The following is a 15,968-nucleotide window of genomic DNA, read 5'->3' on the forward strand; positions in this document are numbered from 1 at the left end:
CTCACCCGACCAGATGGGTGGGATAGCGCAGATGCCGACGCACCACGTCGACGAAGGCAGGATCGCGCTTGGCGGCCCAGACGGCAGCGAGATGGCCGACCAGCCAGAAGATCCCGCCGGCGATCCACAACCGCAGCCCGAGGCCGATTGCCGCCGACAGCGTGCCGTTGACGATCGCCACCGTGCGCGGCGCCCCGCCGAGCAGGATCGGCTCGATCAGGGCGCGATGCACCGGGGCGGTGAAGCCGGGGATGGCGTCCGGCTCCATCAGATCAGCGCCCCGCCCGAGAAGGAGAAGAAGGACAGGAAGAAGCTGGACGCGGCAAAGGCGATCGACAGGCCGAAGACGATCTGGATCAGACGGCGGAACCCGCCCGAGGTCTCGCCGAAGGCCAGGGTCAGGCCAGTCACGGTGATGATGATCACCGAGATGATCTTGGCCACCGGCCCCTGCACACTTTCCAGTATCTGGTTGAGCGGTTCCTCCCATGGCATGCTCGAACCGGCGGCATAGGCTGGGGCCGACAGCAGGGCGAGCGAGAGGGTTGCGCCGGCCACGACAAAGCGACGGCGCAGAGCGATCATGTGGGTCATAACGGATCTCCGGCGGGTGCGAGGATGTAGTCCCCGTCCGGGCTCAGGCCCTGGACGGTGGCGAGTTCAGCCAGCCGACGCGCGCTGCCGCGCCCGGACAGCACCGCGATGACGTCGATGGTCTCGGCGATCAGGGCGCGCGGTACGGTGACGACGGCTTCCTGGATCAATTGCTCCAGCCGGCGCAGGGCGCCGATCGCCGACCCGGCATGCAGGGTGCCGACGCCGCCGGGATGGCCGGTGCCCCAGGCCTTGAGCAGGTCGAGCGCCTCGGCGCCGCGCACCTCGCCGATCGGAATCCGGTCGGGGCGCAGACGCAGCGAGGAGCGGACCAGGTCGGAGAGCGAGGCGGCGCCGTCCCTGGTGCGCAGGGCGACCAGATTAGGGGCCGCGCATTGCAATTCGCGGGTGTCTTCGATCAGCACCACCCGGTCGCCGGTCTGCGCGATCTCGGCCAGTAGCGCGTTGACCAGGGTGGTCTTGCCGGTGGAGGTGCCGCCGGCAACCAGGATGTTCTTCCGCTCGGCGATGGCGCGGCGCAGAAACGTGGCCTGTGCGGCGGTCATGATCCCGCCAGCCACATAATCGTCGAGCGAGAACACCGCGATGGCCGGGCGCCGGATGGCGAAGCAGGGTGCCACCACCACCGGAGGCACCAGTCCTTCGAACCGTTCCCCGCTTCCCGGCAGTTCGGCGGAGACGCGCGGACTGCCCGGATGGACCTCGGCCCCGACATGGTGGGCGACCAGGCGGACGATCCGCTCGGCGTCGGCTGGCGCGATCCGGCTGCCGGTGTCCTCCATCCCGCCGGCCAGCCGGTCGATCCACAACCGGCCGTCGGGATTAAGCATCACCTCGACGATCGACGGATCGTCGAGATGCCCGGCAATCGCCGACCCCAGGGCGGTGCGCAGCATGCGCGTGCCACGGGCGACGGCTTCGGAGCGGAAGGGAGCGACGGACACAGGAAACCCCGCATTTGACCTCCCGAGGGAGGCGGTGGATCAGCGGGGTCGATTAGAAAGAGCCATGAACACGGAAGCGCAACAAGTGTCTGATGGGTGTAGGGCGCTGGGATAGAAGAACTTGCATAGGGGTGTGTCGCCGTTTCGGCGGTGACGGGGCGAAAGGGCGCTGCTACCGTTTGCGGAATCGACCACGACACGGACCTGCGCCCGCATGAGCAAAGCCTTCATTGCCGCCGTTCTTCAGGACTCCCTTGCCTGCACCGGCGTTGCCACCGCCAAGGCCGCCGATGATCTGGTTGGTGCCATTGTCGCCGAACTGGAGCAGGAGGGTGGCTTCACGCTGCCGTCCTTCGGGACGTTTTCCGTCCACAAGACCAAGGCCCGCAAGACGCTCAATCCCCGCACCGGTGAGCCGGTGAAGGTCAACGCCGGCAAGACCGTGCGGTTCAAGGCTAGTCCGAATCTCAAGAAGGCGGTCTGATTGGCCGCATCGTCCAATGACCTCCAGACGGTAATGTTCGGGAATAGAAGATAGGAGACTGGCAGTTTCCGCCTCATGTCGGACATACATGCCAACGCACATCTTTCCGTGCAGCGGACATAAGCAGCACGATATCTCGCAGACAAGTTGAGCTGAAAGCGGACGGTCTGGCTTGGAGGTTAGGCTCAGGACTCATAGCCAGAAGATGACGGTTGCGGCGAGGCAGATGGCGGAGAAGAAGACGGTGGGGCATCTGGCATAGCGTGTTGCGACACGCCGCCAGTCCTTGAGCCTTCCGAACATGATCTCGATGCGATTGCGGCGTTTGTATTTTCTCTTGTCATATTTGACTGGTTTTCCGCGAGATTTCCGTCCTGGAATGCAGGGCTTTATCCCTTTCTCCTCCAGGGCGTCCCTGAACCAGTCAGCATCATAACCTCGATCCGCCAACAACCACCGTGCCATGGGAAGGCTGTCCAGCAGAGCAGAGGCTACGGTGTAATCATTGACCTGTCCGGCTGTCATGAAGAAGCTCAGCGGTCGTCCGTTCTGATCGGTGACCGCATGGAGTTTGGTATTTATACCGCCTTTGGTGCGACCAATCAGGCGGCGTGGATCCCCTTTTTTAACCGCAGGCGTGAAGCCGTGCGGTGCGCCTTGAGATACGTCGCATCAATCATAATCGTCTGAGGCTCGGCTTTCGCGGCAGACAGGCCATCCATCATCTGCATGAAAATGCCCATGTCGCTCCAACGCTTCCAGCGGTTGTAGAGCGTCTTGTGCGGACCATATTCCCGGGACGCATCACGCCAGCGCAGGCCATTGCGGTTCACGAAAATGATGCCGCTCAACACACGGCGGTCATCAACGCGTGGTTTGCCGTGGCTTTTGGGAAAGAACGGCCGCAGACGCTCAATCTGTTTATCCGTCAGCCAAAACAAGTCACTCATCTTCAGTCTCCTCAGAGAGCCTGAATCAGATTTCCGAAATCAAATCAATGGGTCCTGAGCCTAGAAAGCGGACCTGCTGGTCGCTCTTGAGCAGGGACTCAGCCTCGCGTTCAAGCGCCGCGCCCTGCCGAGACGATCAATACAATTGCGATAGTGTATTGGGTCCACGCGTCGTTCCGGCTTGCGTTTTCGACGTCTAGGATCGTGGCTTGCGCGCATGCCCAGGGCTCACATTTCGCTCACATCGGGATGAAAAGGCTTAAAGCGTTTAAGCGGTGGGCGGCTGTTCCCGGATGCACTGCGCTGGCCTTGTAGCCGGACGGCTGTTACACTACATTACTGTCGATTTCTCGGTTAATCTGGTTGTTGTTGCGAATCGGATGACGCTCTGTCAGCAGGTATTAACGCAAAGGTTTTAAGTTGCATGGCCGCCGTTATTACATTCTTTCCCGTCGGAAACGGCGACATGACGCTCATCAAGCTGGAGAGCGGTAGATCTATACTTATCGACATGAATATCCGCCAGTCTGGTGATGGTATCCGCGATGTATCGGCCGACCTCCGTCGCCGCCTCGATACAGACGAAACGGGCCGCCCATATGTGGATGCTGTGCTGCTGACGCACCCCGACCAAGACCATTGTCGTGGCCTCATTGAGCATTTTCATCTCGGTCCGTTGGCCGATTACAAGCAACCCAAGTCTGGCGAGCTTGCTAAAATCGTGATCCGCGAGATGTGGTCGTCACCAATAGTGTTCCGCCGGACGCCCAAGGACCAGACGCTCTGCAAAGATGCGGATGCCTGGAGAAAGGAAGCCCGCCGTCGTGTCAACCTCTACAAAGCGAACCGTAAGTTCGCTGCTGGTGACCGTATCCAGGTGATGGGTGAGGACCGGGACGGGAAGACGGATGACATCGCAGAAATCGTGGTGAAAGCCGGCAAGACCATTACCTCAATTGACGGGAACACGGACACCGCATTTCGCGGTCGGCTCCTCGCGCCGAAAGGACAGGGCACGGATGAGGAAGAAGAGCGGCGGAGCAAGAACCACTCCAGTGTGATCGTGCGATTCTCCGTGGCGAACGGAGAGAAGCTTCACGCCTGCCGGTTCTTGTCAGGTGGCGATGCCATGGTTGGTATCTGGGAACGTATCTGGGCGGACCACAGCGCCGACACGAACACCATCAACTACCATCTCATGCAGGCGCCTCATCACTGCTCATGGCATTCTCTGTCGTATGACAGTTGGGGCGATCTGGGTGAGAAGGCAAAGGTCTCCCCTGATGCCAGGAAAGCGCTCGGGCAGGCATTGTCCGGCGCTTACATTGTCGCGACCTCCAAGCCCATCAAAAACGACAAGGATGACCCTCCTTGCATCCGCGCCAAGCGTGAATACGAGGCGATCCTCAGCTCCGTGAATGGGGTCTTCCTCAACACGTCGCTGCATGGTGGTGAGGATGATCCCGTGCCGATGGAGTTCGATGTGAACGCAACTGGTCCCAAGCTGCGGGCCGTTGTGAAACAGGCGGCGACATCGGCAAGGAGCCTGCTGCGTACTTCGACTGCAGCCACTATTCCGCCAGCAGGGATTGGCTTTCCGCCGCGCCCTGTAACGCCCGTGAAGCCGGCGGGGTTTGCTTGATTTGGTTCCTGTCTGACCTTGCTCGTCTGAACCACGAGCGTGCCGCGATTGAAGAGCTCGAACGGCAGGACGGCGCTTGGCTGAAGGATGTCCATTGGCGGTTGGTGTCGAACCTGCTTGAGGTTGATGCTACGATCGAGATTAATGGTCGTGTTTTCCCGATCACCCTGAAATACCCATACGTCTTTCCTAGCTGCCCGCCGTCGGTCTTTCCGCGCGAGACCGAGAAAACGCGCTGGAGTTTTCACCAGTACGGAAAAGGGGGTGAGCTCTGCCTCGAATGGGGTGCGGACAATTGGCAAGCCGATCTCACCGGTGCCGATATGTTGGCGAGCGCTTATCGACTTCTCCAGCTGGAGAACCCCACCCAGCAAGAAGAACCGCAAGCCGAGATACCTTCTCGCGACCTATTCAGCTTTGCGCACTCCCTGCGTGGCGAGTCGAACCGCTTCATCGCGACACCCGCTCTGCTAGTTCGCCTGCAGGATATGCCATTGTTTGTACCGGCACGGATCAAGGTCTGCGTAACAGGCGTCCTTGAATCACGCGCGAGTGTCACCAGCTTGGAAATGGACGGCGCTGAAGCCTGGCACGATCGACTGATCCCGGTCGCGGCACTCGACGGCCTGGTGTATAGCGGTGCCGCCCTTCATCTCCCGATAAACGCGCCTTCGCCTCCGATCCAGGGCGATATGGCGTCGATGATCGCTTACATCTCGGAACTCGGTATCGATCCAGCGGAGTTGTCAGGTTCCGATCGAGCGGCATCCTTCGTCTTATTCTACATTAATGGAGGTGAGCCGACACTGGTATGGCTTCACGACCGAAATTTCTCTACCTACTCAATCGTCTACATCACCGACGATAAGGGAAAGCGGCTCGGTGCCGACTATGCGTCGCTTGCCGGAAAGTCCGTATGCATCGTCGGGAGCGGATCGCTTGGTGCCAAGATTGCCGTTTCACTCGCTCGTGCCGGAGTAGGGCGCTTTGAGCTCGTCGATGACGATGTTTTTCTCTTCGGAAACCTCGTCCGTCACGAATTTGATTGGCGTGATGTGGGATCGCATAAGGTTGATGCTCTCAAGCAGAGGATTTGTCTCGTTAACGTGGATACGAAGGTCACGGTCCATCGAACTCGGCTGAACGGCCAGGAAGCAAGCAGTCGCATCGCAAGAGCGCTAAGCGCTGCGACTGCATGTGATGTCATCGTGGATGCAACGGCAGATCCTATGGTCTTCAATCTTCTGGCCGCAATTGCGGCTGCCGATAAGAAGACGCTAGTCTGGGCAGAAACATTTGCCGGCGGAATTGGCGGCCTACTCGCGCGACATAGCCCAAACTTGACGCCGTCACCCGCTCGGATGCGGGCTCAAATTTTGCAGTGGTGCGCCGATCAAAACGTACCTTGGCTTGGCGCAGACCATCAATATGAGACGCGGGACGATAGTGATACGACGCTCATCGCGGATGATGCAGATGTCGCCGTGATTGCGGCGCACACAACGCGGATAGTAGTCGACGCTCTTCTCCAGAGTGCCGTGTCCTCCTACAGTCACCCGGTCTATCTGATCGGTCTTAAGAAGGGCTGGATTTTCAGCGGCCCCTTCGACACCTATCCGATCGATGTAGGGCCGCCTGAGGCTGTCGCGGCGCCCGTGTCGTTCTCTGACAAACAACGTAATGAAGCCGCAACATTTATCAGCGGCCTTATCGGAGGAAATACGGATGCGCCTCCTGCTATCGCCTAATGTGGCGCAGAGGCTTGCAAAAGTCTTGAGGCAACGCGGTTCGACGGAAACCGGCGGAATTCTAATGGGTGAGCATGTAGCTCACGATGAATTCCGCATCGTCAATTTCTCGGTTCAGCGATCGAAAGGCACTTTCGCATCGTTTTTACGCATGCCCCGGCTCCATCTCCGGCAACTTGAGCGCTTCTTCAAGCAGACCGAGCACGACTACATGAAATACAATTACCTCGGAGAATGGCATTCGCATCCTTCTTTCGGCGTCACTCCGAGTTTTCCTGATCTCCATGCGATGCATACCCTCGTCGACGACGCCTCGACGGGAGCGACCTTCGCCATTTTGATGATAGTCCGCTTGGACCAAGACACGACGCTCAACGCCGGAACTTATCTGTTCATGCCAGGCGATGCTGGCCACCATCCGGTTCCGCTAATGCTTGAGGCGGAGGATGTCACGCCGCCCGCAACTGACAGAGGCATGATTGCGCGGTTCTTTCAAGCATCGGAGCACAAAGGGGCTGTGATCCGGCTTATTTCAAATCCCGAAATACGCGCAACGATCGACGCTGATTAATCCTCCGCCGCATCTCCACTCCTCTGCCCTTTCTTCCGCTGCCTGGTCGAGCGGGGTTTGCCGACATTGGGTTGGGGAACGCCCACGTCAATCGCTTCAAACAGAGCAAGAGCGTAAGCCTCGGCATGGTGGCGCACGCGAGCACCCGTGCATGCGAGCAGCCATGTCGCGGTGATGCAGATGATTGCGCCTCATTTTGGTCATACGAGCCGCTAAATTGTTTTCCGTAAAGCGGACATGATTGGTACAAAGTTCGCATGCGGGGTTAGGCTGTGTAATGGTCTATCCCGCATATAGGCGTGCTATAGAAAACCCGCATTGTGCATATTGACCTCGCATCGGAAGGGACGCGGCAGCATGTCTGCTGGCAGATTGATCTGATCCTTGTCCACTAAACAGCCTTTTTCCTTTTCTTATTCGTCGCGTTGGTTGTCATATCGCACACGGCGAGTAAAGCGTAGGCATATTGGAACCCGGCTTCCCGAACCCAGCGCTTGGTCACGACAAAAAACCACGCAAGCATGGCAAACAGATTGACCGCAAATGTTGCTAGGATAGCGGGGCCAAGATCAGATGCTACTTTTGCTAACGCCGCAAAGTCACAATTTCTTATGGAATCCACGAGATTAGGGGCTTTGTTAAAAATTGTGAGCATCGTGATGACCAACGTCAGGAGGCAAAGGGTGAGTGCGAAAGGCTTGAGGCCCAGCAAATTACGACGAAATCCGTATTGCGCATTCTCGCGCTCCACCATCGCAAACTCTTTACCTCGAGTACTTTCTTTCAACCATCGTATTGCTGAATCATACACCGCATTAGCGCCTGCGGGATTCGCTTGCTCTTCCTGAACCGTGGGGAAGGATAGACTTTCGGGCACTACGCCCGCCAGATATGTGTGATAACGCAGCCGGGTATGCTGATCGAGTTCGCTGTCATGGCGCAAAAGTAGTGTTGTCGGCCATCCGCCCCACCTCTTAAGTAGTTTTGGCTCAATCCGCTTACCCTTGGTGCGAGCATACGAGCCAAGAGCGTATAGAAGGCCGCATGATGTCGCTAATGTAAGAAGTGTCGCACCGCCACTGGAAAGCAGAAGCCACGGGAACCATGCCAGTATGGTAAGAAGGGGAGGAAAAATCGTTAGAAGAGCAGGAAACAGTCTGGCCTGCCGACCATAGCTATCGAATAGCTGTGCAATACCGTTCGGGATCGGTATTGCCACCGTCAAGCCTCCTCATAGGAATCGGGATATGCGGTCGGCACCAATGGCGTGTAATCTGGCCGTGACGGAGCGGCACCACCCGACGTACGGATGTTTTGGCCCTCGGTCATGTGAAGATTTGCACCACGATGGATAAGCGCGCGTTGTACGACCTTACGGGGATGGTCTTCATCTGCCTTCGCTGAGCTGATGTAGGCCTGAAAATGCCCGGTCTCCTGCGGCTCCTGGAGAATTGGGCCTACAATAGCGTTTAGCAGATCCGCATTAACATTGTGCCGCCCACCATGGTGTGGAACTTGGAACCGGTCGATCCCCGGAAGGGTCAAACCGACATATGGTGCATGGTCGATTACCTCCTGTAGACCGTTTCGTCCCGTATCAGCAGTCAACAGGATTTTCTTGCCATTCAGAGTCGCGTACTGGACGACACTCATCTCATTTTCGTTGCTCGTATCTCCTGGCGGAAAGGCTTCCGCTCCCCATGATGCTCGGAGCAACGCGACCACTGTCTTCGCCTTCTCCACGATGGTACCCAAAATACTGTCGATTCTGGATTCCATACCCGAGCTTTCCGGCGTCTTGTTCGACGTTAAAATGAGGTCGAGGTAGCGCTCGCGCGAGGGGGCCATGACGTGGAATGCACCGATCTGCGCCCCTTGGAACGGCTCATAGATTGGAATGCCCTTGTCAATCGCTATATCTTCAAGAGCTGCAAGGTTAGTGTAAGCACGCCGCAGGGCGCCTTGCAGGTGTGGTACACTCTCATAGGTATCAAAATGCTCAATTAGCTCTTCCGCATGCTCCCACGGGCGGAGCATCCATAGTTCACCGATCTCAAAATGTTCGAGAACTGCGACCAGGCCACGTGCGTGATCCCCATCGTTGTGCGTCGCGACCACGCGATCGATGAATGCCGGATTGTCGTAGTACTTGTTGATGAGATCTCGAAGACGCTCCCCGCTGGTAGTATAACCCCCATCAACAACGTGGATGGTCGTCTGTCCTGCCAATTCATAGCGAATTGCTATTGCATCGCCGCTCTTGCTTGTTTCAACACCTAAGAAATCTATTTCAAAGAAATCAGCCATTAGGTGTTCTTTTCTCCGAGAAAAAATTAATGCGATATCACTACACAAGCTGCGACTAGATATAGATGGAAAGCGTCATAAGCTTTTGCAAGACGATGTAGAGGCTTTTTCCACGAGCGATTAGCCAACGCCGGGAACTCATTTCCTCATCATGTAAAACTGGTGACTTCAGCTCAAACTCTGGACACCTTTATCATAAAAACGTTCACTATTGAAATTTCATGCCTAATAGCAGACCTTCTGCTCCCCCCCGTTCCAACGTAAGCACTTAACGCAACAAATTGCTGATCTTCGTCCCCTGGTAGCCCCTTGATAGGCGTCACCGTGGCCGAGCAACTCAAAATTATCATGAGTCCTCCTCCTCAGCCAGAATCCAGAGAGCCAGTCAAATTGTCCAATCAGCCTAATCTCGAAGCTCTTAATAAAAGCTGCGAACGCAGCATTACAAAAATGAGTGACGACGAGGCACTCGAACATATCGGTCGGCTGATCGACGATTCCTGTGATGCTGCATTTGAACGCGGTGCGAAGCGCGCATTGTACTTGCTTGATGAGCTTACAAAAAGGCCACTCACCGAAGAACTAGCTGTGCTGGCGGAATATTTCCGGGCTAATGCGTGGGCTACGCGATCACAGATTGCTAATATTCGGCAATCCTGGTCTTGGGAGAGTGTAGAACTTCAGGAAGAGATGTTGGCGTTCACGCGCGCATCCAGCCATCCCGGGTTCATGAAACTTGATAATGGACGGCGCTGCCAGATACTGACCAATCGTGCCAATCTGCTCGACAGGGTCGGTCGCTCGATCGATGCAATCGCCGGTTGGGACGAGGCGCTCCGCATTGATCCGCACTTCGCGAAGGCTCTCGGTAATCGCGGTGCCGGACTTAGGCAATATGCCGGTATGATCGATGACAATCAAGAGCGAACCATTCTGGCGCTCCATGCCTATGACAGTTTCTGCAAGGCAATGGCGCCGGATGCGGTGTATGACTCTGCCGACTTTCTGTCCGTCATTGCGCAATTCAAGGACATGGCCGAGGCTCTTGGAAGAGCGGTCAATGTCGATGCTGCGCGAGCAATGCAGAATCTCGATCAGGGTGAACAGGGCCGGTCGAAAGTGGAACGCGCTTATCGTCAGTGGTGCCTCGATAAACGGCTGTTTCTTAGCCCATTGAACGATCTGGGACCGTATCTCGCCGCAGCGACCGATGACCTGATGTTGCCCGGCATTAGGGAGAGGTTCGACGAGCGGCCCGGTGACTATTCACCGCCTCCGATTATCGGCTTTTTTAGCCAAATGAAACAGGAATACGTCTCGGCGCGCTACATGCTGTTCGAAGGAATGAGTAGCACACGGGTCCATTTCTCCGACCGTGGGGTCACGCTCACTAATACGCTCGATTACCCGCTCTATTCACTTGCGAGCGAGAGGGTGCGCACAGCATTTCGTATCGCATATTCCTTACTCGACAAGATTGCATTCTTGATCGACCGGTATTGGAAATTGGGAAAGATACCCGCGCATATCAGCTTCAAGAATGTCTGGATGGTCGAAAAGAAACAGAGACTGCTTCCGCAGTTCGCAGAATCAAACAATTGGTCTCTACGAGGACTCTATTGGCTCTCAAAGGAACTGTTTGACGATCAACTCAAGCAGACAACGTCCGCAGATGCCCGAGAACTCCATGCGATCCGCAACGCTCTTGAACACACCTATCTGCGTGTAAGCATGGGTTGGGCCAAACCGCTCCCGATCGAGCCCTCCAACACCAGTAGTTTTGGGATTGCCATTGGGAGCGACGAACTGGAATCGAAGGCGATCCGGGTAATGCAGATTGCGCGATCGGCTTTGTTTTATGTGTCATTCGCGATTAGGCATGAAGAGCGCAAGAAGTTGCGTGATGATTCGGAAGAGATGGTTGGATCAATGCCACTTTACTTGTTCGAAGATCGGTGGAAGCGCCGTGATCCACATTAAAAAAGACTGCCTTGTCAGGATAATAGTATTTTGGTCTGACTGGGTGTCAGGTAATTTAAATTGTGATCCGAAAGCCGACATTCCGTTGCCCTGAAGGGTTTCGGGCGCCGCGAGGCGTACGAAAGTCTGGGAAGACCGAACCCGCGACACCGGGACTCAGTTATGGAGAATTTGCAACTGGCGCCACCCCGTGGGAGAGCCTGAGCCAGAGCATACAGGTGCGTTTGTGGAACTGGAACGGGTTTTTGTGACCGGATCTGCATGACGCGATGTCAGAACTGGCGGTGCAGGCAGCAATTTTCCCGATTTTTTCAGTGATGCGTACAGGAGCCTCGGTTTGCCGGCGCGGAGCCACTCCGACATCGGGATCGGTCATGCTGTCGTATCTGCGGGCTGTCATGGTGATCCCTTGGTTGGATCACTCGCCTGTGGCGGCCCTCGGGGCTGGCACCATCGGGGAAGGATCTGGATGACGACCATCGGACCACCACAGCATGGGCACGGCGGTGGCGTGACCGGTTCGGCTTCCGGGACTTCTGGCGCTGGTGTGGATATGACATTCAGCAGTTCCCGCACCCGGGCGAGGCTGGCCTTGCGGCTGGAACTGGCCAGTAGGCCATAATGGCGGATGCGATGAAATCCCCGTGGCAGGACATGCAGCATGAAGCGGCGGATGAACTCATCCGTGGCGAGTGTCATGACCTGCTGCTGGTGGGCCGTGTCCCGCCGGTAGTCCTTGTAGCGGAACGTCACGCCGTTTTCGTTGAACGCCAGGAGGCGGCGGTTCGAGATGGCGACACGGTGGGTATAGCGCGACAGGTAGGCCAGCACTGCTTTAGGACCGGCAAAAGGCGGTTTGGCGTAGACGACCCAGCGCGTGCTGCGCACAGGGGCCAGATACCGCATAAAGGCACGGCGGTCTGCCAGAGGGGCAAGCTGCCCCCGAAAGGCCAGCCGGTCGGCATCGAAAAGTGCGCGCAGCCGGGTCAGGAACAGGCGGCGGAACAGTTTGCCCAGCACGCGAACGGGCAGCAGGAAAGCCGGTCGCGATGAGATCCAGCGCTGGCCATCGGGCGAGAGACCGCCACCCGGCACGATCATGTGCACATGGGGATGGTGGGTCAGCGCCGAACCCCAGCTGTGCAGCACGGCGGTGATGCCGATGCGCGCCCCCAGATGCCGGGGATCGGCGGCGATCGTCATCATCGTCTCCGAGGCGGCCTGGAACAGCAGGGCGTAGAGAACGGCCTTGTTCTGGAGCGCGATGTCGGCGATCCGCGCAGGCAGGGTGAAGACGACATGAAAATACCCGACCGGCAGCAGATCGGCCTCCCGCTCGGCCAGCCATGTCCGCGCGGCGTTTCCCTGACAGCGCGGACAATGACGGTTGCGACAGCTGTTATAGGCGATCCGCCAGTGTCCACAGTCCCCGCAGGCCGCGACATGACCACCAAGGGCCGCCGTGCGACAGTGTTCGATCGCCGACATGACCTTGAGCTGCTGCAGGGGGAGACGGCCGGCATGGGCTGACCGCCAGGCAGGGCCGGCAGCCCGGAAGATGTCCCCCAGTTCGAGGGAGGCGGACATGACCGCCCCCGCCCGGGGATCAGCCGTCGGGCCTCGCCTGCGTTGTCGCCAGCATGCCCAGTCTGTCGAGCGGACTGATGACGGCCCGCACGGTCCGTGTCGCAACTTTTGTATAAAGGGCCGTGGTCTCCAGGCGGGAATGACCCAGCAGAACCTGGATCACGCGGACATCAACACCATCCTCAAGCAGGTGCGTGGCAAAGCTGTGCCGCAGGGTATGAGGCCCCACACGTCTGGTGATCGAAGCAGCCCGCGCGGCATCGACAACCACACGATGGAGCTGCCGTGTGCTGATGGGCCTCATGGTGTCCTGCCCGGGAAAAAGCCAGCCACCGGAATGCATCACGCCCTGCTGGCGTCCGGCCTTCCACCACTCCCGCAGCAGGGGCAGAAGGTCTGCCGGAAGCATGGCGTTGCGATATCGTCCCCCTTTGCCCCGTTCGACCCTGAGCAGCATGCGCTCGCTGTCGATATCGCTGATCTTGAGAGCTGCGACCTCGGCCACCCGCAGGCCTGCCCCATAGGCGACCGACAGGGCGGCCTGATGCTTGAGGCATACGGTCGCGTTGAGCAACCGGGCAACTTCATCACGGCTCAGCACGACGGGCAGGTTGCGGGGCTGCGCTACCCGGACCAGCTTGCGTGCAAGGTCGGGGCGGTCGAGCGTCTGGGTGAAGAAAAACCGCAGCGCCGACACGATGGCATTCATGGTCGGTGTCGGCATGCCAGCCGCGTTCTGAGCAATCTGGAACTGGCGCACATCCTCGACTGTTGCCGTGTGGGGTGAGCGGCCCAGAAACGTGGCGAAACGGCCGACATCTCGAAGGTAATTGCGCTGCGTCTCCCGGGAGAACCGCCGCACCGCCATGTCATCAAGCAGGCGCTGGCGAAGGGGACTGATTGCAGCAATGCACAGGGACTCTGTCATCATCTGGCTCCTTCTAGTGGGAAGAAGCCAGAGTGCTTGGCCCGATCAGGACAGTTCCAAATAAAACAGATCGCTCACGCCGTGGTGACAGACCTGCACACCGCACCAATCCCGCGTAGCGGGTTCGTTCTTCCCCCCTAGTCCGCCTGTCTGCTCAGTGATGTAGGAGCAGACAGGCGGCAGTCGCCTACATGTAAGACGGAAGCGGAAGAGCGGAAGCTTCCTGAAAGCAGACACTGACCAAAATACGTTTCAGGATTTTGCCAAATGCCGGGATCAGCTTGACGGTAACTTCAGAAGCAGAGCGAGACCCGACTGTAGAGCTTCCCCACATAAGGGGTTCAGCAGGAATAACCATTGCGGAATGAGGAAAACGCTTTCCGTCGGAATCCGATGCTCTTCCCCGAACAAAGCAATGAAAAGAAGTGACACGATGACGTGATTTTTCCCGAGCAGGGGCAGACAGTTTGAAACCCTGATCGGCTAAGAGCATTAGAAGTCACATCCATACCATACGAGAACGCGATGACAGCCACCCGACGCCATCTTCTCGCCCTTTCTGCTCTGGGAAGCGCTGCGGTTCTGATGCCACGAAGCGGACAGGCGCAGGACGCACAGCATGCTGGCGACGTGACCCTTACCCTGGGAAACGTGGTCCGTAACACATTGCCCCTGAACGTGGCTCAGACGGGTCAGCGGTTTCGTCCTCCGACGCGCATAGGACTTGGTGGGGTTCCCATTGGAAACGGTTTCGCGGCTGGTACGGATGAAGATGCCGAAGCTGCGCTGGAAGCCGCATGGGCTTCAGGGGTGCGTTATTTTGACACATCGCCTTGGTATGGTCTGGGTCTGAGTGAGCGGCGGTTTGGTCATTTTCTGCATACGCGGCCACGAGATGAATTCGTCCTGTCCACCAAGGTTGGCCGATTGCTGACCGCCGCTCCCCAGCCGCCAGGTGGTACGATGTGGCACGATCCATCTCCTTTTGCATACCGCTATGAGAGGCCATCGTGTGGAAAGTACGCTAAACAACGTTTAGCATGAACAGTAGAAGAACGTCTGGGTAGCGTGATCTTGTCTGAGGGCAAGTCGCTGTTTCTTTGTTGAACAACGGCAAGCAGCACGGAAGTTAGCGGATGAAATATCCGCTAACGCGCCAATATGGCTGTTCACGAGAAAGTACGACGGTTTCAACCGCGTTGGGTTTGTTAGCGAAACGCGTCTGGAACTGAATGATCTGATAGTCACCCGCCGGCGTGCCCGGCAGCGTTTTTGTCTGCATCACGCTTTGGAAGGTGCGTGATGACGGGCGTCCCAACGGTTGTCGTACAGACTGGATCGTAGTGGCCCACTGCGCCGAGGTGATCTTTGCCTTGAACAGTGTGCCTGCGGCTTGCCAGCTTGCATCCCACTGCCCTTCATCAAGCAATTCGACCCATTTGCGGGCATCCGCCGATGCCTTTGTTTCGGCAGGACGGGCAATGCTTGTCGAAATATTCTGGGCGGAAACCCGGGCGTCGTCCTGCCCGCTGATGGTCAAAAGCGCTGCGGCCGCAATGATAAGAGACATGATAAGCATTCCTCCGGTAAGCCACGCCAGGCGATGCCCCGATGATCGCGGCAATTCTGGCTCTTTGGCCCTATCCACCGAAGAAGCTGCTTCGACACCCCCAATTTCCTTGGGGCCGACAAAATTGGGGGTGCCCCCATCCATCTCGGCGAGACGTCGGGCAGCTTCACGGCTGCTCGAAACGCCCAGCTTGCGCCGTGCATCGCGTAGGCGGTCATTTATTGTGTGCACCGACAGACCAAGCGTATTGGCAATGGATTTTGCGTCATGGCCGACCAGAAGCAGACGCAGCGCTTCTTTCTCTCGCGCGCTGAGAACCACTTGATCGTCTGTTGTCATGATACAGCCGATGGTGTCGGCCGCGCGACGCCAAGTCGCTTCATCTCGCGATAGACGGTCGATCGCCCGATCCCGAGCTGACGCGCCGCTTCAGCCGGCGACACGCTCGCCGCGATAAGTTTCAGCGCCGCGCTTACCTTGTCGCTGTCGAGCGGCTGCCGCCCCGGCAACCTGCCCTTTGCCCTCGCCGCCGCAATCCCGTCGCGTGTACGTTCTGAGATCAGTCGCCGCTCAAAATGCGCAATGGCGCCGAAGACGTGGAAGATCAGCTCTCCGGCTGCGGAGGAAGTGTCGATTTTCTCC

General features: G+C 57.8%; 17 protein-coding genes. 6 read left to right on the forward strand and 11 right to left on the reverse strand.

Going from position 1 to position 15,968, the window contains the following annotated elements:
• Position 1: 1 nt before the first annotated feature.
• From GVI59_RS14075 to trbB, 3 genes are read right to left on the reverse strand one after another with little or no spacing between them, the layout of a single operon-like run.
• Entirely contained in the window at positions 2 to 268 is a 267-nt protein-coding gene (locus tag GVI59_RS14075; protein ID WP_114726164.1) for a VirB3 family type IV secretion system protein, read from the reverse strand.
• Positions 268 to 594, reverse strand: a complete 327-nt coding sequence (locus GVI59_RS14080) for a TrbC/VirB2 family protein (protein ID WP_053323596.1) — start codon at positions 592 to 594, stop codon at positions 268 to 270. The genes GVI59_RS14075 and GVI59_RS14080 overlap by 1 nt, the downstream gene beginning before the upstream one ends.
• Entirely contained in the window at positions 591 to 1,559 is a 969-nt protein-coding gene (gene trbB, locus GVI59_RS14085; protein ID WP_173574821.1) for a P-type conjugative transfer ATPase TrbB, read from the reverse strand. The genes GVI59_RS14080 and trbB overlap by 4 nt, the downstream gene beginning before the upstream one ends.
• 214 nt (positions 1,560 to 1,773) lie before the next feature.
• Between trbB and GVI59_RS14090 the strand changes: the two genes are divergently transcribed.
• Complete coding sequence (locus tag GVI59_RS14090; RefSeq protein WP_146892221.1) at positions 1,774 to 2,043, forward strand: HU family DNA-binding protein; 270 nt, start codon at positions 1,774 to 1,776, stop codon at positions 2,041 to 2,043.
• A gap of 192 nt (positions 2,044 to 2,235) precedes the next feature.
• Here GVI59_RS14090 and GVI59_RS14095 read toward each other — a convergent pair.
• Positions 2,236 to 2,993, reverse strand: a protein-coding gene (locus tag GVI59_RS14095; RefSeq protein WP_173574822.1) for an IS5 family transposase whose coding sequence is annotated in 2 segments (ribosomal slippage) — positions 2,236 to 2,672 and positions 2,672 to 2,993 — 759 coding nt in all. Because the reading frame shifts where the segments join, the coding sequence is not laid out codon by codon here.
• 424 nt (positions 2,994 to 3,417) lie between these two features.
• Between GVI59_RS14095 and GVI59_RS14100 the strand changes: the two genes are divergently transcribed.
• From GVI59_RS14100 to GVI59_RS14110, 3 genes are read left to right on the forward strand one after another with little or no spacing between them, the layout of a single operon-like run.
• Positions 3,418 to 4,635, forward strand: coding sequence for a ComEC/Rec2 family competence protein (locus tag GVI59_RS14100; RefSeq protein ID WP_173571128.1), 1,218 nt, complete (start codon positions 3,418 to 3,420; stop codon positions 4,633 to 4,635).
• Complete coding sequence (locus tag GVI59_RS14105; protein WP_173571127.1) at positions 4,632 to 6,383, forward strand: ThiF family adenylyltransferase; 1,752 nt, start codon at positions 4,632 to 4,634, stop codon at positions 6,381 to 6,383. Before GVI59_RS14100 ends, GVI59_RS14105 begins: the two co-directional genes overlap by 4 nt.
• Positions 6,361 to 6,954: a Mov34/MPN/PAD-1 family protein gene (locus tag GVI59_RS14110; protein ID WP_173571126.1), complete on the forward strand. Its 594-nt coding sequence runs from the start codon at positions 6,361 to 6,363 to the stop codon at positions 6,952 to 6,954. Before GVI59_RS14105 ends, GVI59_RS14110 begins: the two co-directional genes overlap by 23 nt.
• Here the strand turns inward: GVI59_RS14110 and GVI59_RS14115 are convergent.
• The 3 genes from GVI59_RS14115 to GVI59_RS14125 form a co-directional block, all read right to left on the reverse strand.
• Positions 6,951 to 7,091, reverse strand: a complete 141-nt coding sequence (locus tag GVI59_RS14115; RefSeq protein WP_173574823.1) for a hypothetical protein — start codon at positions 7,089 to 7,091, stop codon at positions 6,951 to 6,953. The two genes, GVI59_RS14110 and GVI59_RS14115, sit on opposite strands and share 4 nt — an antisense overlap.
• Positions 7,092 to 7,345: 254 nt before the next feature.
• Entirely contained in the window at positions 7,346 to 8,173 is an 828-nt protein-coding gene (locus GVI59_RS14120) for a hypothetical protein (RefSeq protein WP_173571125.1), read from the reverse strand.
• Positions 8,174 to 8,175: 2 nt separating this feature from the next.
• Positions 8,176 to 9,261 (reverse strand): MBL fold metallo-hydrolase, encoded by a 1,086-nt coding sequence (locus GVI59_RS14125; protein ID WP_173571124.1) that lies wholly within the window; start codon positions 9,259 to 9,261, stop codon positions 8,176 to 8,178.
• 450 nt (positions 9,262 to 9,711) lie between these two features.
• Here GVI59_RS14125 and GVI59_RS14130 point away from each other — a divergent pair, with 450 nt between their 5' ends.
• A complete protein-coding gene (locus tag GVI59_RS14130; protein WP_173571123.1) occupies positions 9,712 to 11,241 on the forward strand; it encodes an LA2681 family HEPN domain-containing protein in 1,530 nt (509 codons plus the stop codon).
• Between the two features lie 396 nt (positions 11,242 to 11,637).
• Here GVI59_RS14130 and GVI59_RS14135 read toward each other — a convergent pair whose 3' ends face one another.
• The gene (locus tag GVI59_RS14135) at positions 11,638 to 12,828 is read right to left on the reverse strand and encodes an IS91 family transposase (RefSeq protein ID WP_039906093.1); all 1,191 of its coding nucleotides are present in this window, start codon (positions 12,826 to 12,828) and stop codon (positions 11,638 to 11,640) included.
• Between the two features lie 19 nt (positions 12,829 to 12,847).
• Positions 12,848 to 13,759 (reverse strand): tyrosine-type recombinase/integrase, encoded by a 912-nt coding sequence (locus GVI59_RS14140; RefSeq protein ID WP_006560376.1) that lies wholly within the window; start codon positions 13,757 to 13,759, stop codon positions 12,848 to 12,850.
• A gap of 522 nt (positions 13,760 to 14,281) precedes the next feature.
• On the opposite strand from GVI59_RS14140, the gene GVI59_RS14145 reads away from it, so the two are divergent.
• Entirely contained in the window at positions 14,282 to 14,800 is a 519-nt protein-coding gene (locus tag GVI59_RS14145; RefSeq protein ID WP_242013119.1) for an aldo/keto reductase, read from the forward strand.
• 85 nt (positions 14,801 to 14,885) lie between these two features.
• Here the strand turns inward: GVI59_RS14145 and GVI59_RS14150 are convergent, their stop codons facing one another.
• Both GVI59_RS14150 and GVI59_RS14155 read right to left on the reverse strand, forming a co-directional pair.
• Positions 14,886 to 15,665 carry a helix-turn-helix domain-containing protein gene (locus GVI59_RS14150; protein WP_081105755.1) on the reverse strand — a complete coding sequence of 260 codons (780 nt, stop codon included), beginning with the start codon at positions 15,663 to 15,665 and terminating at the stop codon, positions 14,886 to 14,888.
• Positions 15,662 to 15,968: recombinase family protein (locus tag GVI59_RS14155; protein ID WP_173574824.1), on the reverse strand; the 307-nt coding region annotated here is incomplete at its 5' end. The genes GVI59_RS14150 and GVI59_RS14155, both read right to left, overlap by 4 nt.

Origin of the sequence: Acetobacter sicerae (genome assembly GCF_011516765.1) — a bacterium.
Classification (GTDB): domain Bacteria; phylum Pseudomonadota; class Alphaproteobacteria; order Acetobacterales; family Acetobacteraceae; genus Acetobacter; species Acetobacter sicerae.

Coding starts and splice junctions, on each gene's coding strand:
- GVI59_RS14090 (WP_146892221.1), top strand. CDS start 1,774: ATGAGCAAAGCCTTCATTGCCGCCGTTCTTCAGGACTCCCTTGCCTGC.
- GVI59_RS14150 (WP_081105755.1), bottom strand. CDS start 15,665: ATGACAACAGACGATCAAGTGGTTCTCAGCGCGCGAGAGAAAGAAGCG.
- GVI59_RS14110 (WP_173571126.1), top strand. CDS start 6,361: ATGCGCCTCCTGCTATCGCCTAATGTGGCGCAGAGGCTTGCAAAAGTC.
- GVI59_RS14140 (WP_006560376.1), bottom strand. CDS start 13,759: ATGATGACAGAGTCCCTGTGCATTGCTGCAATCAGTCCCCTTCGCCAG.
- GVI59_RS14145 (WP_242013119.1), top strand. CDS start 14,282: ATGACAGCCACCCGACGCCATCTTCTCGCCCTTTCTGCTCTGGGAAGC.
- GVI59_RS14130 (WP_173571123.1), top strand. CDS start 9,712: ATGAGTGACGACGAGGCACTCGAACATATCGGTCGGCTGATCGACGAT.
- GVI59_RS14100 (WP_173571128.1), top strand. CDS start 3,418: ATGGCCGCCGTTATTACATTCTTTCCCGTCGGAAACGGCGACATGACG.
- GVI59_RS14135 (WP_039906093.1), bottom strand. CDS start 12,828: ATGTCCGCCTCCCTCGAACTGGGGGACATCTTCCGGGCTGCCGGCCCT.
- GVI59_RS14080 (WP_053323596.1), bottom strand. CDS start 594: ATGACCCACATGATCGCTCTGCGCCGTCGCTTTGTCGTGGCCGGCGCA.
- GVI59_RS14125 (WP_173571124.1), bottom strand. CDS start 9,261: ATGGCTGATTTCTTTGAAATAGATTTCTTAGGTGTTGAAACAAGCAAG.
- GVI59_RS14075 (WP_114726164.1), bottom strand. CDS start 268: ATGGAGCCGGACGCCATCCCCGGCTTCACCGCCCCGGTGCATCGCGCC.